Raw genomic sequence first — 20842 nt, 5'->3', positions numbered from 1 at the left:
GGCAGACGGCCAGTCCGTTATCGCGGCGCAGTTGTCGATGCAGCAGCGGAGCAGGCCGGGCTTGAAGCGTGGGCTGGCGGCCGCTGCGGTTTCGAACACGTTACTGCCGCGACCGGCAAAGGCGAACGAAGCAATTGCGATATGGATTTCGCTGCGTGCGTCAGAAGGCTTGCACGCGATGTGGGATGTGTTGCGGGTGACGCGGGGTGGGTGACGCGTGATACCAGGGCGCATCCGCGTATCAGGCCGGCGCGGCAGTCGGCTCCGCGAGCTGGAACAGGCAGTCGCCGCGCTGCACCTGCGCCGGAACGCGCTTGCAGACGACTTCACCGTCGCCCTTGAACCGGCACAGCACGGGCTCGCGCAGCGGCGTGTCCGGAAAATGGATCCATGCGGCCGGCTGCCCGGCGCGCACCTGGTCGCCCAGCTCGACGAGCGGCTCATACAGCCCGCGTTCGTACGCATAGACGAAATGACGGTCGCCGTCGACGCGCATGAAACGCGTGACGGTCGGCGGCGCGTCGGGCACGAGCGCGCCATGCAGCAGGCCGATGAAGCCGAGGTAGTGCAGCAGCCCGTGCCGGCCGAGCCGCACCATCGCCGGATCGGCCATCCCTGCGCCGCCGAGTTCCGTGACGATTGAAATCGCGCCTTGCCGGCGCGCGGCCGACGCCGAATGCACGGGGTTCGGCGCATGCAGCAACGCGTTCGGCAGACCGAACGCGACCAGCAGCGCATTGAGCCTTGCGGCTTCGTCGGCGTCGAGCGGATCGATCGCGAGCATGTTGCCGCCGTGATAGAGCAGCGAGCTGCCGCCCGAATGCAGATCGACGAGATATTGCGCGCGCGACAGCAACGCATGCTCGATGTAGTGGGCGATCATCTGCGTCGGCGTGCCGGCCGGGTCGCCGGGAAAGCTGCGATTCAGGTTGCCTTCGTCGAGCGGCGACACGCGCAGGCCCGCATCCGCCGCGGGGAAATTCGCCATCGGCAGCAGGATCAGTTGCCCTGTGACCGTCTCCGGCTCGATCTCGCGAATCAGCTGCGACACGATGATCTGGCCTTCGTATTCGTCACCGTGGTTGCCGGCCATCACGAGCGCAACCGGGCCGTCGCCGTTGCGGATCGACGCGATCGGAATCGGCTGCCAGCCGTACGCGGAGCGGTGCACCGAATGCGGCAGCCGCAGGTAGCCGGCGTGCTTGCCGGGTGCGTCGAGGTCGATTTCGCAGTGGATCGGGTTGCGGCCGTGCAGAGGGGCAGTCATGGTCGGGGACGGATGACGGTCATGGGATGCCCAATCTTATCGGGAAACAGGGACGGCCGGTGACGCGGGCCGGCGACGCGACGCTGGCGACGTGTGCTCCGCGACGTGCAGCCGACGGCCGCGCGCCACGACACTCACCGCCCCGCACGCGCCTGCATCGCCTCGGCCACGGCATCGCGCACGCAAGCTGCCATGCGCTCGGACGCCCGCGTGCGTGCGGCCCGCGCGGGCCGCGCGATCACGAGCGGCTGGGTCACGGTCGATTCCCGGATCGGACATTCGACCACGAGCGGCGAACGCGTCGCCGCCGGGCTCTGCGTGATCAGCAGCGACACGCCGAGCCCGCTCGCCACCATCGCCCGCACGTTCCTGAAGGCGTTCTCGTCATTCCTGCTGTTCCTGCTCGTGTTCTTCACGCCGTGGAGCGCGATCAATCTCGTCGACTACTACTGGGTCACGCGCGAGCGCTACGACGTGCCCGCGCTGTTCGATCCGAACGGCCGCTACGGCCGCTGGAACCTTGCCGGCATGACCGTCTACGTGATCGGCGTGCTCGTGCAGATGCCGTTCGTCGCGACCGGGTTCTACACGGGGCCGTGGGTCGATGCGCTGGGCGGCGTCGACGTATCGTGGATCGTCGGCATCGTCGTGCCGGGCATGCTGTATTACGCGGTGTCACGGCTGTCGCGGTCGAGCGCGCCGGACCGGCTGATCCTGCCCGATCCGCTCGGCGACGCGGAATGAAATCGGTGAGCAAGGCTCGTGTTTCACTCGGCGACGCGGAATGACGTCGGAGAGCCCGGCTCGTGTTTCATCCAGGTAACGCGGGCAGGCGGGCCGGAACCGGCCGTGCCGGCGCCCGCCCGCGCCGCGAAACGAACAGCGGGGAACCGCGGCGCGGGGACGTCAGCGCCCGTCGGTTTCAGCCTCGATACGTCCTTCCTCCCACAGCGCCCAGAAACGGCTGCCCGCGCGATACGGATTCGCGCGGCGCGCGGCGTAGTCCTCGACGCCCTGGCGATACGCGCCGTACAGCGTCAGCGGCGGGTTCGTCACGCATGCCGCTTCGCGCGGATCGGGACGGCGGAAGGAAGTGAGGCGCCTGATCAGCGTCGCGCCGTCGATCACGCTGGCTTCGCTGATCGGCTCGTGACGGCTGATGACTTCGACGGTGTCCATGTTGCGCTCCCCGGGTGTTTTCTTTGTTACCCGTTGAACAGCAATAAGGGTGCCAGCCTGGAATAACCCGCCGATGCGCCGATCGTGCCGCGTTCTGCCGCGAATTGCGTGGCCCGATTCGCTCGATCTGCCCGATGTTACGGAACATGTAACGTGACACGGCCGTCGTCACCCGCGTGCGGCGCATCAAATGTAGCGCGGATGAAACCGGTCAAAGCCGGCCGCGCAACCGAATGCCGGAAACAACGAAGGAAGGAAGGAAGGAAGGAAGAAGCGCTCGCGCGTTCCGCCCGCGCCGCGCTCAACCGGCGGCGGCCGGCGCGACGTTACGGCTGCCGTTCGAATAGAAGCGGTAAATGCCCTTGCCGGACGACTTCGCGTCGTACAGCGCGCTGTCGGCTTGCCGGATCAGGTCCTCGGGCGTTTCGCCTCCACCGCCGAACGCGATCCCGATGCTGATTCCGAGGCTCACCGTTTCGCCGATCGCCAGCCCATACGGCACGGAGATCTGCTCGATGATCTGCTCGGCGAGGGCCGAACAGGCGGCCATCGTCGTGTCGTCGATCGCGACGATGAACTCGTCGCCGCCGATGCGCGCCGCCAGCTCGCCGGGCGGCAGCGTCTTCCTGAGGCGCGCGGCGACCTGGGTCAGCACGTCGTCGCCGGCGTGATGGCCGAAGCGGTCGTTGATCGCCTTGAAGCCGTCGAGGTCGAGATACATGACGGCGAGCGCCATGCCGTGTCGCCGCGCGCGCCTTGCGAGCATGCGTTTCAGTTCCGTGTGGAGTTCGCGCCGGTTCGGCAGGCCCGTCAGCGCATCGTGCCGCGCGAGGTGGCGGATGTGCTTCTCCGCGCGGCGGCGATCGGTGACGTCCTCGACGATGATCACCGCGCTGCCGTCCGGCACCTGGTGACGCGTCATCTCGAGCTGCCGCCCGTCGGCGAGCGTGATCTCGAACGGCACCGGTTCGCGGAACAGCCAGCCGCGGCACTTCGCGGCGAGCTCGCTGTCGTCCGGCTCCGCGGCCAGCCCGGTGCCGAGCGCCGCGACGACGTCCGGAAACGGCGTGTTCAGCATGATCTCGCGCGGCGAGCCGAACAGTTGCGCGGTACGCCGGTTCGCGACGATCACGCGGTTCTCGCCGTCGACCATGCACAGGCCGTGCGGCATGTGCGTGAGTGCGGCGTCGAAGCGCGCGACGAGTTCGGCATTGCGTTGCCGCGTGGCCAGCAGCGCGACCAGCACCTTGTAATGGCGCTCGACGACCGTGCGCATCGCGACGAGGTAGATCGCGACCGGCGGCAGCAGCAGCCATGCGCCGCTGCGCGGGGCGAGCAGCGCGCCGACGCCGATCGGCAGCACGCCGAGCGTGATCTGCGTCATCGCGAGGCGCGGCAGCGCAGCATTGCGCGACCCGATCCCGCCGAACACGCCGCCCGCGACCATCACCGACAGCGTGCCGAGCTCGACGTCGACGGCCTGCAGGCAGCCCATCGTGCCGAGGCCGAGCAGGAAGCATGCAGCGAGCGATACCGGCGCGTAGTGCGTCGCCCAGTATTCGGTGCGCGGGTCGCCGGCATTGCGGTGCACGACGTAGGCGCGCGCAATCGCCAGCCTTGCCGCAAGCAGGCCGAGATCGGCGATCAGCCACAGCAGGCACCAGGTTCGCTGCAGCCGCATCAGCGCGACCGCCGCGACGAAACTGCTCGCGAGGCCCGACAGGAACATCGGCCGGATGTCTTCGAACAGCGTGGAGAGCAGGGACGGGCGCATCGCCGCCGTCACGCGGTGATTGCCGGAAGGAGGGGTGGCGAGAACGGAGTGCAGGAGAGATGCCCTGACTGCCATGATCGATGACCTCGACACGATGACCGCTGGCGGCGCCCGCAGCGGATCGTTGCGGGCGAAACCGGTGGGCCGGATGCGCAAGACATTACCATGAATCATTGCCGACCGGTCGGACGATAAACGCCGCCCCCCGTCTGCATCGCGTTATATGCATTCCAATAAGTAATACATGCGAGAAATGCTATAGCCGCCATACGGCAAACGATGCCAGAATGCGCGCCGCTCCGAAGGCCGCGACGTCCGCTCGCCGTCGCGAGCCGCACCAGGAGGTCCCCCCATGAAAAACCACGGCCTGTCACGGCGAGGTTTTCTGAAAGCCAGCGTGCTGGCGGGCGTCGCAGTCTACGTCGCGCCCCTCGGCAGCCGCGCATTCGCAGCACTCTTCGAAGAAAAACTCCTCACACCGGTCAAATGGGATAGCGTCACCGGCATTCCGCGTTTTCGCATCGACGGCATTGCCAAGGTCACCGGCTCGAAAGTCTTCGCCCGCGACGTGCGCGCCGCGGACATGCCGCACTGGCCGCAACAGCAGTCGCACGCGCTGATCCTGCGCGCGACGCAGGCCGACCGCACTTATGAAGGTTTCGACCTGTCGCTGCTCGGCGACGACCTGCAGCCCGACCGCATCGTCACCGCCGACGACCTCGCGCGCGACGGCGTCGCGTTCCCGACGTTCTACGGCGACGACATGCTGCTGCCCGCCGGCAAGACGCCCGCGTATCTCGGCCATGCGGTCGCGATCCTGATCTATCACGACTTCGCGCGCTTCCGCTTCGCGAAGAACCTGCTGAAGTTCCGCGACGACGTGATCCGCTACGGCGCGGTCACGGGCCCGCTCGAGCGCGACCCGTGGGGCACGTTCCGCTACGTGCGCGTCGGCGGCAAGACCGCGTACGACGACGACGTCTACTCGAGCCTGAAGGACGCGCCGATCTTCCCGAGCATGATGCGCAAGCACCTGCCGGTGTGGCCGGACGGCAAGGAGCACGGCAAGCTCGACGAGCAGGGGATGTTCCATGCGGCGCGCATCGCCGACGAGATCGACCATCCGTCGGCCGACTGGCTCGTGTTCGACCGCGAGTACAACACGCAGTCGGTCGACACGTCGGCGCTCGAACCCGACAACGCGAACTGCTGGTACGACGCCGCGACGCAGTCGCTGCACCTCGTCGTGCCGACCCAGTCGCCGCTCGAAGTCGCGGAAAACGCGGCGGCGATGGTCGCAAAGTGCCGCTTCCCGGTGAAGAAGCTGTTCGTGCATCCGTGCTACACGGTCGGCTACGGGTCGAAGGACCACTGCAACGTGCCGTTCTACGGGCTCGTCTGCGCGCTGTACGCGGACGGCCGGCCGGTGCGTTTCGCGAACGACCGCTTCGAACAGTTCCAGACGTCGCTGAAGCGTCACGCGTTCAGGATGCGTTACCGGATCGCGGTCGACCGCAATACCGGCATGCTGCAATCGTTCAAGGGCGACTTCGAGGCGAACGGCGGCGGCCGCATGAACTTCTCGCCGTCGGTCGCGATGGTCGGCGCGACGGCCGCGCAATCGATCTATTACTTCCCGAAGAGCGATCTCGCGGCGGTCGCAATCGCGTCGCGCGCGATCGACGCCGGCTCCGCGCGCGGCTACGGCACGCTGCAGAGCATGGCCGCAACCGAGATGGCGATCGACGAGATTGCCGCGCAGCTGCAGCTCGACCCGATCGAGTTCCGCCTGAAGAACGCGCTGCGCTCGGGGATGAAGAACACGCAAGGCGCGATTCCCGCCGGCGCGCTGCGCGTCGACGATGTGCTGGAACGCGCGAAGCAGCATCCGCTGTGGACGCGCCGCGCCGCGCGCAAGGCCGAATTCGAGGCCGCGCATCCCGGCCAGCGCTACGGCGTCGGCTTCGCGTGCGTGCAGAAGGATTTCGGCACCGGTGCGGAAGCGTCGTTCGCGAAGGTCGAGTTCGACGAGAACGGCCAGGTCACGCTGCATCACACGGCCGCCGAGATCGGCACCGGGATGTCGACGTCGCAGGCCGTCGCGGTCGCGAAATGGCTTGGCCGCCCGGCGACGGACGTGCGCGTCGCGCTGACCGACTGGCCGGACCTGCCGGTCGAGACGAGCGGCGATCCGTACCTGATGTCGCAGGCCGACCAGGACAAGCTGAGCGCGAACCCGCGCTGGTCGCCGAGCTACGCGTCGCCGTCGAGCGCGACGAACTCCGCGTATTACTTCACGCACAGCACGCGCGAAGCCGCGCGCGCGGTGTTCAGCTACGGGCTGTGGCCGGCGGCGATGTCGATCTGGACGCGCGGCCTCGGCGGCGGCCAGGCTGCGCCGTACACGATCCGCGTCGAGGACGCGCGCTGGGTCGACGGCAAGCTGACGGCCGACGGCCTCGAGCCGCTGACGTTCGAGCAGCTTGCGAAGCAGGCGCATGCGCTCGGCCTGCCGACCGGCGCCGTCGTGCACGTGTTCAACCGCTGGCAGTGGACCGACGCCGAGTTCGAGATCGGCGGCGCCACCGAGCGTCTGCCGATCGACGGGCTGTCGCTGCGGATCGGCGCGCCGAAGACGGGCGACGCGAACGGGCCGGTGCCGGGCACCGCTGCGCCGGCCGGCGCGACCGCGATCCGCGGCACGCTGCCGCCGACCGCGAACGGCTACCGCGTGCTCGACCGCAAGCGCGTGTTCATTCCGCCGACGAGCCGCAACAACGCGGCCGTCACGTACTACACGGCGGTCGGCACGCTCGTCGAGCTGGCCGTCCATGAAGCGACCGGCAAGGTCGAGCTGCTCACGCACCACTCGATCATGGAGTGCGGCAACCAGATCTCGCCGCAGCTCGTGTCGGGCCAGTTGCAGGGCGGCCTCGCAATGGGCATCGGCCACGCGCTGCACGAATACCTGCCGCTGTACGAAGACGGCCCCGGCAACGGCACGTGGAACTTCAACCGCTATACGCTGCCGCGCGCGTCCGACGTCGCCGTGTGGACGCAGACGGGCGAAGTGCTGCCGCCGCTGTCCGAAACCGATCCGCCGAAGGGTGTCGCCGAAGTGGTGATGATCCCGGTCGTCGGCGCGATCGTGAACGGCATCGCGCACGCGATCGGCCATCGTTTCACCGACTTGCCGGTGATCCCGCAAAAGATTCAGGAGGTGCTCGCATGACGACCGCACAGACCGCCACGTCAGCCGCCGCGTCGGCGGCCAGCGCCATCGCTCCGGCCGCCGCCACGCCCACCGGTGGCGCCAGCGCGCCGGTCTCGGCATCCGCCGCCGCACCGGCACCGGCTGCCGCGCCCGTCCAGCGTCCGCTCGTCCGGTTCCAGCCGAAGCCGCTGTCCGTCAGCATCAACGGTAAGTCCGTCGGCCCGATGCAGGTGCCCGAAGGGCTGATGATGATCGAGTTCCTGCACGAGTACGCGGGCCTGACCGGCTCGCGGCTCGGCTGCGGGCAGGGCATCTGCCACGCGTGCGTCGTGATCCTCGACAAGCCCGACGGCACGAGCGAGGAAGTGCGCACCTGCATCACCGGCGCGCACTTCTTCCACGGCCGCGCGATCCGCACGGTCGAAGGCCACGCGAAGCGCAACGATGCCGGCGAAGTGGTCGAGCTGTCGCCGATCCAGCAGAAGTTCCTCGAACATTTCAGCTTCCAGTGCGGCTACTGCACGCCGGGCTTCGTGAACGCGGCCACGGTGCTGATCGAGCGGCTGAAGCGCGAGCCGGTCGCGAAGGCCGACGTCGAACGCACGATCACGGAGGCGCTCGACGCGCACATCTGCCGCTGCACGGGCTACGTGCGCTACTACGAAGCGGTGAAGGACGTCGTGCTGACGACGCCGGGACTCGTGAAGGACGCCGCATGACACGCACATTCGCCCATCGAGTCGCGCGCGCCGTGCGCGTGCCCGCGCTGGCAGCCGCCTGTGCACTGGCACTCGCCGCCTGCGGCGGCCACGACGCGCCGACCACGGCCGCCGCCGCGCCGGCGGCCGACCAGATTGCGCGCGGCCGCTATCTCGTCAAGGCCGCCGACTGCGCGGCGTGCCACACCGCGAAGGACGGCGCGCCGTTCGCCGGCGGCGCGAAGCTCGATTCGCCGTACGGCACGTTCTACGGCTCGAACATCACGCCGGACAAGGATCACGGGATCGGCGGCTGGAGCGCGGACGATTTCTACGCCGCGTTGCACGACGGCAAAGCGCCGGGCAAGCGGCTGTATCCGTCGATGCCGTACACGTCGTACCGGCAGCTCACGCGCGCCGATACGGACGCGATGTACGCGTACCTGATGTCGGTCAAGCCGGTCGCGCAGGAAAACCGTCCGCACGAGCTGAAGTTCCCGTACAACCTGCGGTTCGGCATGGCGATCTGGGATCTGTTCTTCCTGAAGGACAGCCTGGCCGATGCGTCGACCGGACAGTCCGCCGACTGGCAGCGCGGCCGCTATGTCGCGAACGCGCTCGGCCACTGCGCGGAATGCCATACGCCGCGCAGCGTCACGGGCCAGCTCGACGGCGCGAAGCCGTTCGCAGGCGCGGCGCTGGGCCGCGTCGCGGCGCCGGACATCACGCCGGCGGGCCTCGCCGCGCGCGGCTGGACGGGCGCCGACCTGCAGACGTTCTTCAGCGTCGGCATCGCGCCGCAAGGCTCCGCGTTCGGCGAGATGTACCCGGTCGTGCACCTGAGCACGCAGTACCTGACGAAGGACGACCTGCGCGGGCTGTCCGTGTACCTGCTCGGCGACACGCCGCCGGCGCCGCAACCGGTGAAGGCGGTATCGGCCGACGCCGCGCAGCTCGCGGCGGGCCGCTCGGTGTATCTCGCGGTCTGCGCGGGCTGTCATGGACTGAACGGCGACGGCAAGCCGCACGTCGCGGTGCCGATGAACGGCAACTCGACGGTGCGACAGGGCGATCCGCGCAACCTGCTGGTCGCGATGCTCGACGGCATCGACGAGCAGAAGTTCGCCGGCGTCGAAAACATGCAGTCGATGGCGGGCTTTGCGGGAACGTTGAGCGACGACGAACTCGCGCAGCTCGCGAACTACCTGCGTGCGACGTGGGGCGGGCAGCCGGCCAGCGTCACGCCGGCCGACGTGAAGGCGATGCGCTGACGAGGAAAGGGCGGGGCGTCGCGGAACGACGCGCCGGTTTCCGGCGCTGGTGCGCGGCGTCCCGCGTGGCGAAAGCCGAAGGGTCAGTAGCCGCCGCCACCGCCACCACCTCCGCCGCCCCCGCCACCTCCACCCGCACCGCCTCCGCCATAACGGCCGACGGCGTGGTTCTGTGAACCACCGCTGTCCGACATGCATCCTGCGGACAGCAGGAGCGCCAGCGCCGCGACCACGGCTGCGATCAACGTAGTCGATCTCATCTCTACCTCCTATCGATGGGCAGGCGGCCAAGCCGTACCGTTCGGCGAACCGGTGCGGCCGGGCAGCACACGATGCCCGCGAGAACACGAAACGTTCGGCGCGGCCCGCTTATTCCATGTCATGTCGCGCGATCGGCGGATGGCGGTTGGCGTCCGGGTCGAAAGCGGGCAGGAGGGTGTCGCGCGCGGGTTCCGGCTGCATTCGATCAGCGATAGACGAGATCTGCGCGGCGGTTCTGCGCCCACGACGCTTCGTCGTGGCCGGTCGCCACCGGCTTTTCCTTGCCGAAGCTGACGGCTTCGAGCTGCGTCTCCTGCACGCCGAGCGTGACGAGCGCGCTCATGACGGCTTGCGAGCGGCGTTGCCCGAGCGCAAGGTTGTATTCGGACGTGCCGCGCTCGTCGGTATTGCCCTGGATCAGCACGCGCTGCGCAGGGTGGCGGCGCAGGTAATCGGCATGCGCCTGAATCAGCGTCTGGAACTCCGGCTTGATCACGTTGCTGTCGAAATCGAAATACACGCTCCGCTTCGCGATCGGGCTGTTCGGATTGTTGAGCTCGTCAGCTTCCGTCGTGACGACGGCCTGGTTCGCGGCGTTCGGATTCATGCCGGCATTCTCCGGCGTCTTCACCGCGTGGTGGCAACCGCCCAGCAGTGCCAGGACCACGATCACCGCGTATCGGTTCGTTTTGCTCATCGTTCGTCTCCTGCGGTTGACTGCGTTGAAAGCTCGCGTGTGCGCGCCCGCGATCCCCCCGAGGCCCAGGGCCCGACGGGGTCGCGTCAGCAGACAGAAGGGAATTGAAAGATTGTCGCGCCCAGCTCGCTTAGTGCATGAATCCCTGCAGACAGCTTAGGAAAAATGTCACAACGTAACCACTTTCGCCGCATCCGTTGCGCGATTCGTGCTCGCGCGGCAGCACATGGCCGGGCTTCGGTGCAGACCGCGCTCGTATGCGCGAAGCCGGGCAACTCCGCTACGCTTCGCCGTGCTCATCCTGCCCGATCACCAGTTCGGTCGGCGACGCGAGCATGTAGCGCGGCACGTCGAGGTTCTGCGGTGCCGGTTTGTCGCGGAACACGCGCCCCGCGAGATCGTAGGTCGATCCGTGGCACGGACACAGGAAGCCACCGGGCCAGTCGTCCGGCAGGTTCGGCTGCGGCCCCGGCTGGAAGCGCGGAATCGGCGTGCAGCCAAGATGCGTGCAGACGCCGACGACAACGAGAAGGTTGCGATGGTCCGCGCGGGCGCGATATGCGTTCTTGCAGTAGTCCGGCAGCGGCATCGAGAACGGGTGCCGCGTGTCGGGATCGGCGACCATCGGCGCCGCCCTCGTGACGGCCGCGAGCATCGCGCCCGACCGGTTGACGATGAACACGGGCTTGCCGCGCCATGCAGCCGTCATCATGCTGCCCTCGGACAGCCGGCTGATGTCGACCCTGACCGGCGCACCGGCCGCAAGCGCGCCGGCCGGCGGCGACAGCGAATCCGCGAACGGAAACGCGGCTGCGGCGCAGCCGATCCCGCCCGTGACGGTCGTCGCGATAAGCCACCTGCGCCGCATCACGTCGACGGTTTCAGGCGATTGCCCAGGCGGCGATTCAAGCGGTTGCTCGTCCATACGTTCGCTCCGCCAGCGGGATCATCGCGCCACGAGGCCGGTCGCACCGGTTTCGTTCGCGCCACCCGTCACATGTTCCAGATGAACACTTCGTGCACGTGCGACGTCGCCTGCACCTGCACGCTGCGGCGCTGTGTCTGACCGTTGTACGTCGCTGTCACCGAGTACCGCCCGTCGGGCAGTGCCGCGAGCAGGAACGGCCCGTTCGTGACCGTCGACAGCACCTGGCGGCCATGCGAGTCCGTCACGTTCACGGGGATATCTGCAAGATAGTCGTTGTAGCCGCTGCCGGCGCGGCCCGCGAACTCGAGCACCAGCGGATAGCGGCTCATCTGCTGCTTGATCGCGGCAGACTGGTCGCTGCCTATGCCGCCGGACACATAGGTCACCTGACCCGCATGAGCGGGCGGCGGCAGCGACTCATCGTCGGCCGCCCACGCGGACTGAACGCCCAGGCCGAGCGCCACGACCGCGACACCCAGCGTCAATGTCGATAGGGGTTTCATGATTGCCTCCCTCTGTCCTGCGAGATGCGGAACCGGGCATGGGGATACGCGTTGGATTCGCGTCCGCATGCGCGAACATGCATTCACGATGGCGTTGAGCAAGCCGCGCGGCGGCGTGTGCGGCGGGATGTGCGGCCGGGCATCGAAGCGGTAGCGCCGCAAGCGGCGGCGAGAGCAGGGGACGACCCCATGAAAGCGTGCGGCACGCACCGGCTGGCGCGATGCCTGCTACGCGTCGAGTTTGCCGTCAGGAACGATGCCGAAGGCGGTCCGCGACCCGCGCGGGGTTGCCGCGACACGGTACGACACTTCCAGCGTAGGCGCCGAGGATTAAGGCAGGCTTAAGCGCGCACTTATCGGATGAATGCGGCACGGGCCGGCGCATCGCGCCGGAGATGTCGCGCGCCACGGATGGGGGCGGGCAGATACGGCGTTGCGCGGCAAACAGCGGCGGGCGCGCGACGATCGGCCCGCTGCGCAGCCGGCCGCACGACAACGGAACGCCGCGCGGCCGGCTGCCGGCGCCCTGATGCATCGGGCGCCGGGAGACAGGTCAGAAGCGGTGCCGCAACCCCAGCGCGACGACGACCTGGTTGCTGTTGGCCGACGGCGTCAAGGTCCAGACCGTCGCATTGAACGCGGGGTTGCCGTTGCCGCCGCTCACGCTCTGATAGACGCCCTCGACGTACGCGTCCGTGCGCTTCGAGAACGCGTAATCGGCTTGCGCGACCACCTGGTTCCACTTCGGGCGGGTCTGCCCGGTGCGGGAATCGAAGCGGCCCATCGTGTAGGTGTACGCGGCGCCCAGACTCAGTGCGTGCGTGACGAAGTAGCGCCCGTCGATCGTGAAGTTGTCGAAGACCAGCGAGTTGCCCTTCAGCGCGGCAATGCCGCCGCCTTGCAGCACGCCGGTCACGCCGTCGGTCGCGGAGTGCGACCATCCCGCGCCGACCGAATGCGGCCCGAACGCGTAACGTCCGGCAATGGACCAGATCTGCTGGCTGCCGCCCGTGATCGTCGCCGAGCCGTCCACGGTGCTCAGTGCGCCGTCCGGATTCGCTGTGTTCCGGTCCCGGTTGATCTTCAGGTAGCCTGCGCCGAGCTTCAGCGGCCCGTTCGCGTACGAGAGCCCCGCACTCCATGCCGCGTTGTTGCCGAACTGGCCCGCCGTGTTCGAGAAGCCGTACATCGCGCCGAACGTCAGGCCGCGATACGTCGGGCTCGTGTACTTGACCGCGTGGTTGATGCGGATGTTGCGGTTCGAGTCGTCGTTGTCGTACGGATGCACGGCCAGGTTGCCGCCCCAGCCGGGGCCGGAGGCGCCGAGCGGCGTCACGAAATCGAGGATCAGGTCGTACTGGCGGCCGAACGTCAGCGAGCCGGCCGTTGTCGAGCTGACGCCGACCCACGCCTGACGGCCGAACATGTCGACGCCTTTCTGCGACAGTGCGCCGGTCGTGCCCGAGAAACCGTTCTCGAGCGCGAAGATGGCGGCCATCCCGCCGCCGAGATCTTCGCGGCCGCGCAGCCCCCAGCGTGCCGCGTTCAACGCGCCGCTCGTCATCGCAAAGTTGCTGCTGCCCGGCGAACCGGCCCCGTGGGTCCGCTGGTTGTTCGCGTACGTGATCGACGTGTCGATCAGGCCGTACAGCGTGACGCTGCTTTGCGCATTGGCGGCGCCCGCGCCGAAGCCGGTCAGGCACGCGACGACGATCGTCCCCGCGATGCTGCCGGCACGCCGGCCGCAGGCGACGGTGGCGATCGTGGTCAGTCGTTCGGAAAGGGTGTGGTTGCGTGTTTTCTTATATCTGTAGGAATGCATAGATTTTCTTGTCGGTCGATCCGGCCGGGATGCCAGCCTGTCGCGTCGGCGGACAATGAATGGACCGACGGACAGAACCGCGATTATTGGAGATCGCGTGACCGCCGATTAAGGCGCTGCCCAGGAAAGGTCCTCTGCAGGATCGCGCAGAATCGCGCAGAATCGCGCGGGTCGCTCACGCTATCTCGTTCAAGCCGAACGTGCGCGTTTCCGGCTGCGGGAAGAAGTGCGGTACCGGCGCGGCTGACAATGCCGCGCTAGCGGCGCTGCTCGACGCACTAGCGGCCGGGGCCGATGCCCGTCGCGCGCTTGACGCGGATGCGCTCGCGCCGGTATGGCACGTCGAAGCGGCGTTGACCGTCGATGCGCTCGACGATTTCGTCGAACCGTTGCGGCCGCTCAGCGAGCGGCTGACTGGCGTTGACTGGCGCGGGCATGCAACCTGATGAATGCCTTCGTGCGTGCCGGCTCGGTAATCTCCGTCCACTGAAGATGCGCGTACTTCGGATCGTCGCGCAGGCTTGCGAACTTGACGCGATTCTTATCGAACGTCGTGTACGACCACAGAAGCACCGAATCCCTGGAGCAGAATGCCATCCGCAGCGATTCGCGGTTTCCGTGTGAAAGCTCGGTGCGCATGATGCCTCGGCTTATCGTGCGCCAGAGCACGCGGGAGAAAACCGTCCACCGGCCGAAGTTGAGCCAGACGATGTGCGTGGCTCTCGACCAGAGCACGTCACGCACGGCGCTGTAGTTTCCGTCCGCGACCCATCGGTCGCCTGTCGTCGCCGCGAGCACCGCTTGCTCGAACTGTTCGTGCGGAACGGCTGTCCAGTCGGGGCCCCCAGTACAACTGATCGAGTTCGATGTACGGACAACCAGCGGACGCGGCCAGCGCACTCGCGAAGGTGGATTTTCCCGATCCGCTTGTTCCGACGACGACGAAGCGCATGCGTCCCCGCTGAGATCAAGTTGTGACGGCGCGTATTGTGCCTCAGGCGCCGCGTCGCTGTCGGGCGCCTGCACGCCGGCCGCGCTCGCCGCGCGCCGCATCATGGAGACGTGATGAACGGCACTCGCCGGGTTAGAGCGGCGACTCCAGAACAGCCACAGTGACTGGCGGGGCCCGGCAAGGCCCTTATGCAGCGGGGCCGCGCGGGCTTTTCGAATGTCCGTCGTGTTGCCGCTGGCGGTGCTTGACAGTCTATCTACCAGTAGATATAGTTCGATCCATGGAAACGAAGCCGACCGTCCGCGAACAGATTCTCGATCACGCGATCACCTTGATGATGCTGCGTGGGTACAACGGGTTCAGCTATCGCGATCTGTCCGATCTGATAGGCGTGAAAACGTCCAGCATTCACTACTATTTCCCGTCGAAGGACGACCTTGTCCTGGAAGCGGTCGGGGAATACAGCGATGAGGTGCTGGCGGCCATGCGCCTGATCGATCCCGAACTGCCGGCCGACGTGAAGCTCAGCCTGTACACGAAGCTGTTCGGCAAGACGCTCGGCGACGGGAACCAGATCTGTCTGTGCGGCATGCTCGCGGCCGATATCGAATCGTTGCCGGAGAACGTGCGGCAAGCGGTCCGGGCGTTCTTCAAGGCCAACGAGAACTGGCTCGCGGATGTGCTGAAGCAAGGTGCGCAGGAGGGTACGCTGACGTTCAGCGGCAGTCCGGAAAACGCGGCACGCACACTCTATGCGGCGTATCAGGGCAGCGTGCTGGCAAGCCGCCTGTTTCAGACCCGGGCGCGTCTCGAAGATATCGAGGCGGTCTGGAAAGCGGGGCATTGAAAACGTTGGAAGGGCGGCTTGCCGCCTTTTATTTGGACTTTCAGTCTATCTCCTAGTAGATAGACTACGCTGCTTGTGGCGGACGCTTCGGCATCCGCATTTTTTGGGGCAGGGTGTCTACCTACATGTAGATAGATATCCTGCGCCGACCGAAGAGCCCGGCGAGGTGCCGGCCTTATTTGACTGTCGTTGGATTGATCCATTGGAAAAGGAGTCTGTCATGTCGATCGAAAACGTTCTCTACCGTGCTCACGCAAAGGCAACCGGCGGCCGCGACGGCCGTGCCGTGGTGCCCGAGAGCAATCTGGACCTGAAGCTCACGACGCCGCGCGAGTTGGGCGGCGCGGGCGGCGCAGGCGCCAACCCCGAGCAACTGTTTGCCGCCGGCTACAGCGCGTGCTTCATCGGCGCGATGAAGTTCGTCGCTGCACGCGACAAGATCGCGATCCCGGCGGACGCGTCTGTCGAGGGCAGCGTCGGGATCGGCGCGATTCCGAACGGCTTCGGCATTGAGGTGGAACTGAAGATCTCGCTGTCCGGCCTCGATCGCGAGACTGCGCAAACGCTGGTCGACCGCGCGCACATCGTGTGTCCGTATTCGAACGCGACACGCGGCAACATCGACGTCACGCTCACGCTGGTTTGAGGATCTCCGGTCTCTCGCACGCCCATCTATTCAGGAATCCATCATGAAAATCGTCAAGCCCCTGCTGATCGCAGCAGCAGCCGCCACCGTTGCGGCGGCAGCGTCGACCGCATTCGCCGCCGAGCCGGCCACGGCAGTTCATCCCGACGCGGTCACCACGCAGTTCCTCGCGGCGCTCAACAGCCAGAAGGGGCCCGGCCTCGAAACGCTGCCCCCAGCGAAGGCGCGCCAGGTACTTGTCGACGCGCAGAATGGCGCGAAAGTCGACCTGTCCGGCATCGACGTCACGAACCGCACGATCGAGCAGGACGGCATCAGCGTGCCGATTACGATCGTGCGTCCGCAGGGCGTGACGGGCACGCCACCGGTATTCATGTTCTTCCACGGCGGCGGCTGGATTCTTGGCGATTTTCCGACGCATGAACGGCTCGTGCACGACCTCGTCGTCCAGTCGGGCGCGGTCGCCGTGTTCGTCAACTACACGCCGTCGCCGGAAGCGCATTACCCGGTTGCCATCAACCAGGCCTATGCGGCGACGAAATGGGTCGCCGCGCACGGTGCCGAGATCGGCGTCGACGGCAGCCGGCTCGCGGTGGTCGGCAACAGCGTCGGCGGCAACATGGCGGCCGTCGTGTCGCTGATGGCGAAGGACAAGGGCGGGCCGGCAATCCGCTTCCAGGGGCTGCTGTGGCCTGTTACCGATCACAACTTCAACGACGGGTCGTATAACGCTTACCAGAAGGATCATTTCCTGACCCGGCCGATGATGAAGTGGTTCTGGGACGCCTACACGAAGAGCGATACGCAGCGCAACGACATCTACGCGTCGCCGTTGCGTGCGACCGACGCGCAGCTGAAGGGACTGCCGCCGGCGCTAATCCAGGTCGCTCAGTTCGACGTGCTGCGCGATGAAGGTGAGGCATACGGCCGCAAGCTGGATGCGGCGGGGGTCGAAGCGACGACGACACGGTACGACGGCACGATCCATGACTTCGGGTTGCTCAATGCGCTCGCCAACGATCCGCCGACGAAGGCAGCGCTCAAAGCGATGGCCAACGAGCTGGCGACGCGTCTGAAGTAAGGTAAGCGATAGCCGGACGCTCATGCGATGCCGATCGCGTGAGCGTCCGTCAGTCGTTGTCGGCGTGGGGGAGAGCGCAAGGTCGGATTTTCGTCCGAGTCCTACCACCTGCCGTATGGCCAGCCGCGGCAACGATTGCGCATGTCGGCAGACGACACGGGATCCGGTCAGGTCATTGCCTGCTTGCGCTATCTCGAAAAGCATCTATAATTGAGCGCTTACTCACTCTATCTTTCCGCAGATACGCGATGGCACGTCCTTTGAGTCCTGAAAAGCGCAACGCGCTGCTGCTGTCCGCAACGCAGGCCGTTGCCGAGCAAGGCGTGCAGGCGTCCACCGCGAGCATTGCCCGGGGTGCCGGCGTAGCCGAGGGCACCTTGTTCACCTACTTCGAGAGCAAGGACGTGCTGTTCCAGGCGTTGTATCTCCACCTCAAGCGGGGCCTGGCGGAAGTCATGATGCCGGACTTTCCGCACGACGCCGACTACCGGCACCGCATGGAGCACATTTTCCAGCGTTATGTGAGTTGGGGGCTGACCCATTCGGCCGCGCGGCTTGCCGTCGCCCGGCTTTCGGCATCCGGGCAGATCGTGGACGACACCCAGGCGCAGGGCATGGAGCCGTTTCTGGCGGTGTCGCAGATGATGGACGACGCGGTGCGCGATGGTGTGCTTGCGGATGCGCCGATCGCCTTTCTGTTTTCCGTGATCGAGGGCATTGCCGATACTACAATCGACTACGTCGGCAAGCACCCCGATGACGCCGAACGTCACCGGCAGTTGGGATTCCAGGTCGTATGGCGGGCCATTACGGCATAAAAATTTTCTGTTTTTATTGAGTGCGTAGTCACTCATTATTCGCAAGGAGAACGGCGTCATGTCCAGTCAGAAGTGGTTCATTACCGGTGCGTCCGGCGGTCTGGGGCTCGCGCTCACGGAACACGTGTTGACCCAGGGGCATCGAGTGGTTGCAGCGGTGCGTCGTGTCGACGCGATGCAGGTATTGAGGCAGGCCTATCCGGATCAGCTCGAGGTGGAGGCGGTCGATTTGACGAGCCGCGACCAGGTTGGGGCCGTCGCGGCGCGACATGCCGATGTCGACGTCGTCGTCAACAATGCGGGCGGCGCCGTGATCGGCGCGATGGAGGAAATGAGCGAAGCCGACATCCAGCAGCAGATCGGGCTGAATCTGCTGGCGCCGATCGATGTCACGCGCGCGTTCCTCAGTGCGTTCCGCGCAAGAAGGAGCGGCACGCTCATCTATGTCAGCAGCGTCGGCGGACGTGCAGCGTTCCCGAGCGGCTCGCTGTACCACGCGGCGAAGTTCGGTCTCGAAGGCTTTGCCGAGGCTGTAAGCCAGGAAGTGGCCGAGTTCGGCATCAAGACCCTCATCATCGAACCGGGCTCGATCAAGACGGGCTTCGTGGCAAATATCCGCTGGACCCGGCAACTCGACGACTACAACGACAGCGCAGTCGGCAAGCTGCGCCGCTGGATCGAGGAAAACGGCGAAGAGAGTGCTTCGGGCGATCCTGTGAAAATGGCGGACGCCATCTACACGATCAGCCAGATGCCTGAGCCGCCGCTGCGCACCGTCCTCGGCGCGGATGCCTATGCGGTACTGGAAGCCAGCTATACCCGAAGCCTGGCCGCGCTGCAGGCGCAAAAGGCGCTCGCCGAGTCGGTGAGGTTCGAGGGCAAGGCCGGCTTCATGCCCGAGTGAGCATTGCCGGAAGGCCCGGCGGGCAGTTGCGAAAGCGCGGTGCTCGGCTGTCGACGAGCATACGGCAGCAGGGCGGGTGCTCGGAAGCGTGCCGCACGGCAGAAACGAAACGCGCGTCTGATTCATTCGACAGACGCCTGAATTTGCGGGCGATGCTGCATTGTTCGAGGATCACCCGCGCTCTCATGGCACCCATATTGGTGCACGTCAAAGGTAGACGATCATGTCCAAAGTCTGGTTGATTACGGGTGCGTCCCGAGGTCTGGGCCGCTCCATTCTCGAAGCCGCGTTGCAGGATGGTGGCATGGTGCTGGCAACCGCGCGCGACACGGCGCGATTCGCCGAATGGCAGGCGCTCCACGGCGAGCGACTGGCCACGTTCGAACTGGACGTCACGAACGAGCAGCAGGCGAACGCGGCCGTGTCCGAAGCGGTGCGCCGGTTCGGCAGGCTGGACGTGCTGGTCAACAATGCCGGCTACGGCCATATTCAGCCCTTCGAGCATGTGCCGGCAGACGCATTTCGCGCGCAGGTCGAAACCAATCTCTTTGGCGTAGTGAATCTGACTCGTGCGGCGATTCCGGTGATGCGCGCGCAGGGTGGCGGCTACATCTTTCAGGTTTCGTCGGCAGGCGGCCGGATCAGCACCCCGGGTCTGTCGGCCTACCAGGCGGCCAAATGGGCCGTGGGTGGATTCAGCGATGTAATCGCCAAGGAGGTCGCGCCGTTCGGGATCCGGATCTGTACGCTGGAGCCCGGCGGCATGCGCACGGAGTGGGGCCACGAGGCGCGCACGAAGCTGGCAAACCTTCCTCAGGATTACGACGCATCGATGGCCGCCTTCAAGGCGCTGATGGAAACGTACGTCGGCCATGAAGTGGGCGACCCCGAGCGCATCGCGAAGCTGATCGTGGCGCTCACATCGCGTGCAACGGTGCCCGCGCGGCTGGTGCTCGGCTCGGACGCCTGGCAGATCGTCGAAGCCCAGGAGCAGGAGCGTCGCGAGACGATGCAACGCTGGAAGCCGGTCACCGTCGCCGCCGATTTCGGCGCCACCTGGCCCGAATGGCCGTCGGAGTAAGGCCATGCGTATCGTCCTGATCGGCGCAACCGGCATGATTGGCCAGGGGGTATTGCGTGCATGCCTGCAGGCGGCGGACGTCACGGAAGTTATCGTGGTCGTCCGGCATGCGCTGCAGGGGTACGAGGATCCGCGTATCAAGGTCTTCGTTACGCCCGACCTGCTGCGCTTCGAGGCCGCAGACGACATCTTCGAACAGGTCGATGCGTGTTTTTTCTGCGCGGGCGTCTCGTCCTTTGGCATGTCCGAGGCCGCATACCGTGCGGTGACCTACGATCTCACGCTACACGTCGCGCAACAGCTGCTTGCCCGCAACAATCAACGCATGACGATGGTGTATGTGTCCGGCGCCGGCGCGGACAGCAGCGAGCAAGGTACGACCATGTGGGCGCGCGTCCGTGGGCAGACTGAGAACGCGTTGCACCGGATGCCGTTCTGGCAGGTGGCCATTTTCCGGCCGTCGGCGATCATTCCCGAGGACGGCATCCAGTCTCGGACCGCAAGCTATCGGTGGATGTATGCCGTACTCAAGCCTGTTCTGACGTTGGTCCGCAGCGTCTCGCCGGATCACGTGCTGACCACCCGGATCGTCGGCGACGCGATGCTCAACGCCGTGCGTCGGGGCGTGCCGCGATTCATTTTGAATCCGGCCGACATCAACCGACTGGCGTCTGCGCAAGTGTGACTCGGTTGCACGGACAGGCGCGACGGTTGCGCGGCTGCCTGGAGCTTCGGGGAGCGATGTCGCGGAATCCACGGGCCGCGGGCTGTCATCTGCGTGCGAACTGTCTTTGAAGCTCCCGGCGCCGACAACCGGCGGCCGGATAGCTTACCGAGGTCAAAACACGACATTTCTAAGTAGCCAGAACACGACATTTCTAAAAAGCTACTACATAGAT

The 20842-nt window shown here is 66.4% G+C and carries 17 protein-coding genes and 2 pseudogenes; 11 read left to right on the top strand and 8 right to left on the bottom strand.

From position 1 onward, the window contains the following. Nucleotides 1–241 precede the first annotated feature (241 nt). Nucleotides 242–1267: a succinylglutamate desuccinylase/aspartoacylase family protein gene (locus ACV22Z_RS31490; RefSeq protein WP_448080148.1), complete on the bottom strand. Its 1026-nt coding sequence runs from the start codon at nucleotides 1265–1267 to the stop codon at nucleotides 242–244. A 345-nt stretch (nucleotides 1268–1612) separates the two neighbouring features. Between ACV22Z_RS31490 and ACV22Z_RS31485 the strand changes: the two are divergent. Further along, nucleotides 1613–2011, top strand: a pseudogene (locus ACV22Z_RS31485) (cytosine permease); the annotation flags it as partial. Nucleotides 2012–2173: 162 nt separating this feature from the next. On the opposite strand, the gene ACV22Z_RS31480 reads toward ACV22Z_RS31485, so the two are convergent. Both ACV22Z_RS31480 and ACV22Z_RS31475 read right to left on the bottom strand, forming a co-directional pair. Beyond that, nucleotides 2174–2446, bottom strand: a complete 273-nt coding sequence (locus ACV22Z_RS31480) for a hypothetical protein (RefSeq protein WP_448080147.1) — start codon at nucleotides 2444–2446, stop codon at nucleotides 2174–2176. Nucleotides 2447–2747: 301 nt separating this feature from the next. Further along, entirely contained in the window at nucleotides 2748–4295 is a 1548-nt protein-coding gene (locus ACV22Z_RS31475; protein ID WP_448080146.1) for a diguanylate cyclase domain-containing protein, read from the bottom strand. Nucleotides 4296–4572: 277 nt separating this feature from the next. On the opposite strand from ACV22Z_RS31475, the gene ACV22Z_RS31470 reads away from it, so the two are divergent. From ACV22Z_RS31470 to ACV22Z_RS31460, 3 genes are read left to right on the top strand one after another with little or no spacing between them, the layout of a single operon-like run. Then, on the top strand, nucleotides 4573–7452 hold the full coding sequence (locus ACV22Z_RS31470; protein ID WP_448080145.1) for a xanthine dehydrogenase family protein molybdopterin-binding subunit: 2880 nt from the start codon (nucleotides 4573–4575) through the stop codon (nucleotides 7450–7452). Then, nucleotides 7449–8153, top strand: coding sequence for a (2Fe-2S)-binding protein (locus tag ACV22Z_RS31465; RefSeq protein WP_448080144.1), 705 nt, complete (start codon nucleotides 7449–7451; stop codon nucleotides 8151–8153). Before ACV22Z_RS31470 ends, ACV22Z_RS31465 begins: the two co-directional genes overlap by 4 nt. Continuing rightward, nucleotides 8150–9403, top strand: a complete 1254-nt coding sequence (locus ACV22Z_RS31460; protein ID WP_448080143.1) for a c-type cytochrome — start codon at nucleotides 8150–8152, stop codon at nucleotides 9401–9403. Before ACV22Z_RS31465 ends, ACV22Z_RS31460 begins: the two co-directional genes overlap by 4 nt. A gap of 466 nt (nucleotides 9404–9869) precedes the next feature. On the opposite strand, the gene pal is transcribed toward ACV22Z_RS31460, so the two are convergent. The 5 genes and pseudogenes from pal to ACV22Z_RS31435 form a co-directional block, all read right to left on the bottom strand. Continuing rightward, on the bottom strand, nucleotides 9870–10361 hold the full coding sequence (gene pal, locus ACV22Z_RS31455; RefSeq protein ID WP_448080142.1) for a peptidoglycan-associated lipoprotein Pal: 492 nt from the start codon (nucleotides 10359–10361) through the stop codon (nucleotides 9870–9872). Nucleotides 10362–10641: 280 nt separating this feature from the next. Further along, the gene (gene petA, locus ACV22Z_RS31450) at nucleotides 10642–11286 is read right to left on the bottom strand and encodes a ubiquinol-cytochrome c reductase iron-sulfur subunit (RefSeq protein WP_448080141.1); all 645 of its coding nucleotides are present in this window, start codon (nucleotides 11284–11286) and stop codon (nucleotides 10642–10644) included. Between the two features lie 68 nt (nucleotides 11287–11354). After that, entirely contained in the window at nucleotides 11355–11792 is a 438-nt protein-coding gene (locus tag ACV22Z_RS31445; protein WP_448080140.1) for a carboxypeptidase-like regulatory domain-containing protein, read from the bottom strand. 553 nt (nucleotides 11793–12345) lie between these two features. Then, complete coding sequence (locus ACV22Z_RS31440) at nucleotides 12346–13614, bottom strand: porin (RefSeq protein WP_448080139.1); 1269 nt, start codon at nucleotides 13612–13614, stop codon at nucleotides 12346–12348. A gap of 399 nt (nucleotides 13615–14013) precedes the next feature. Then, a pseudogene (locus ACV22Z_RS31435) lies at nucleotides 14014–14566 on the bottom strand (toxin). Nucleotides 14567–14846: 280 nt separating this feature from the next. Here ACV22Z_RS31435 and ACV22Z_RS31430 point away from each other — a divergent pair. From ACV22Z_RS31430 to ACV22Z_RS31400, 7 genes are all read left to right on the top strand, one after another. Next, nucleotides 14847–15413: a TetR/AcrR family transcriptional regulator gene (locus ACV22Z_RS31430; protein ID WP_448080138.1), complete on the top strand. Its 567-nt coding sequence runs from the start codon at nucleotides 14847–14849 to the stop codon at nucleotides 15411–15413. A 220-nt stretch (nucleotides 15414–15633) separates the two neighbouring features. After that, the gene (locus ACV22Z_RS31425) at nucleotides 15634–16059 is read left to right on the top strand and encodes an organic hydroperoxide resistance protein (protein WP_448080137.1); all 426 of its coding nucleotides are present in this window, start codon (nucleotides 15634–15636) and stop codon (nucleotides 16057–16059) included. A gap of 43 nt (nucleotides 16060–16102) precedes the next feature. Continuing rightward, nucleotides 16103–17140 carry an alpha/beta hydrolase gene (locus tag ACV22Z_RS31420; RefSeq protein ID WP_448080136.1) on the top strand — a complete coding sequence of 346 codons (1038 nt, stop codon included), beginning with the start codon at nucleotides 16103–16105 and terminating at the stop codon, nucleotides 17138–17140. Between the two features lie 248 nt (nucleotides 17141–17388). Next, the gene (locus ACV22Z_RS31415) at nucleotides 17389–17958 is read left to right on the top strand and encodes a TetR/AcrR family transcriptional regulator (RefSeq protein ID WP_448080135.1); all 570 of its coding nucleotides are present in this window, start codon (nucleotides 17389–17391) and stop codon (nucleotides 17956–17958) included. A gap of 58 nt (nucleotides 17959–18016) precedes the next feature. Next, complete coding sequence (locus ACV22Z_RS31410) at nucleotides 18017–18862, top strand: SDR family NAD(P)-dependent oxidoreductase (protein ID WP_448080134.1); 846 nt, start codon at nucleotides 18017–18019, stop codon at nucleotides 18860–18862. A 223-nt stretch (nucleotides 18863–19085) separates the two neighbouring features. Beyond that, nucleotides 19086–19943 (top strand): SDR family NAD(P)-dependent oxidoreductase, encoded by an 858-nt coding sequence (locus tag ACV22Z_RS31405; RefSeq protein ID WP_448080133.1) that lies wholly within the window; start codon nucleotides 19086–19088, stop codon nucleotides 19941–19943. A 4-nt stretch (nucleotides 19944–19947) separates the two neighbouring features. Beyond that, on the top strand, nucleotides 19948–20628 hold the full coding sequence (locus tag ACV22Z_RS31400) for an NAD-dependent epimerase/dehydratase family protein (protein WP_448080132.1): 681 nt from the start codon (nucleotides 19948–19950) through the stop codon (nucleotides 20626–20628). The last annotated feature ends 214 nt before the right edge of the window (nucleotides 20629–20842 follow it).

The sequence above is a fragment of the Burkholderia sp. PU8-34 genome (genome assembly GCF_053427725.1).
The sequence above is the reverse complement of the archived record's forward strand: the minus strand, read 5'-3'. Positions and strand labels throughout refer to the sequence as shown.

Excerpts from the sequence above, each read along its gene's own strand:
- ACV22Z_RS31440 (WP_448080139.1), bottom strand. The coding sequence starts at position 13,614 with ATGCATTCCTACAGATATAAGAAAACACGCAACCACACCCTTTCCGAA.
- ACV22Z_RS31480 (WP_448080147.1), bottom strand. The coding sequence starts at position 2,446 with ATGGACACCGTCGAAGTCATCAGCCGTCACGAGCCGATCAGCGAAGCC.
- ACV22Z_RS31465 (WP_448080144.1), top strand. The coding sequence starts at position 7,449 with ATGACGACCGCACAGACCGCCACGTCAGCCGCCGCGTCGGCGGCCAGC.
- ACV22Z_RS31460 (WP_448080143.1), top strand. The coding sequence starts at position 8,150 with ATGACACGCACATTCGCCCATCGAGTCGCGCGCGCCGTGCGCGTGCCC.
- pal (WP_448080142.1), bottom strand. The coding sequence starts at position 10,361 with ATGAGCAAAACGAACCGATACGCGGTGATCGTGGTCCTGGCACTGCTG.
- ACV22Z_RS31490 (WP_448080148.1), bottom strand. The coding sequence starts at position 1,267 with ATGACTGCCCCTCTGCACGGCCGCAACCCGATCCACTGCGAAATCGAC.
- ACV22Z_RS31425 (WP_448080137.1), top strand. The coding sequence starts at position 15,634 with ATGTCGATCGAAAACGTTCTCTACCGTGCTCACGCAAAGGCAACCGGC.
- ACV22Z_RS31475 (WP_448080146.1), bottom strand. The coding sequence starts at position 4,295 with ATGGCAGTCAGGGCATCTCTCCTGCACTCCGTTCTCGCCACCCCTCCT.
- ACV22Z_RS31405 (WP_448080133.1), top strand. The coding sequence starts at position 19,086 with ATGTCCAAAGTCTGGTTGATTACGGGTGCGTCCCGAGGTCTGGGCCGC.
- ACV22Z_RS31470 (WP_448080145.1), top strand. The coding sequence starts at position 4,573 with ATGAAAAACCACGGCCTGTCACGGCGAGGTTTTCTGAAAGCCAGCGTG.
- ACV22Z_RS31430 (WP_448080138.1), top strand. The coding sequence starts at position 14,847 with ATGGAAACGAAGCCGACCGTCCGCGAACAGATTCTCGATCACGCGATC.
- ACV22Z_RS31400 (WP_448080132.1), top strand. The coding sequence starts at position 19,948 with ATGCGTATCGTCCTGATCGGCGCAACCGGCATGATTGGCCAGGGGGTA.
- ACV22Z_RS31420 (WP_448080136.1), top strand. The coding sequence starts at position 16,103 with ATGAAAATCGTCAAGCCCCTGCTGATCGCAGCAGCAGCCGCCACCGTT.
- ACV22Z_RS31445 (WP_448080140.1), bottom strand. The coding sequence starts at position 11,792 with ATGAAACCCCTATCGACATTGACGCTGGGTGTCGCGGTCGTGGCGCTC.
- ACV22Z_RS31410 (WP_448080134.1), top strand. The coding sequence starts at position 18,017 with ATGTCCAGTCAGAAGTGGTTCATTACCGGTGCGTCCGGCGGTCTGGGG.
- petA (WP_448080141.1), bottom strand. The coding sequence starts at position 11,286 with ATGGACGAGCAACCGCTTGAATCGCCGCCTGGGCAATCGCCTGAAACC.
- ACV22Z_RS31415 (WP_448080135.1), top strand. The coding sequence starts at position 17,389 with ATGGCACGTCCTTTGAGTCCTGAAAAGCGCAACGCGCTGCTGCTGTCC.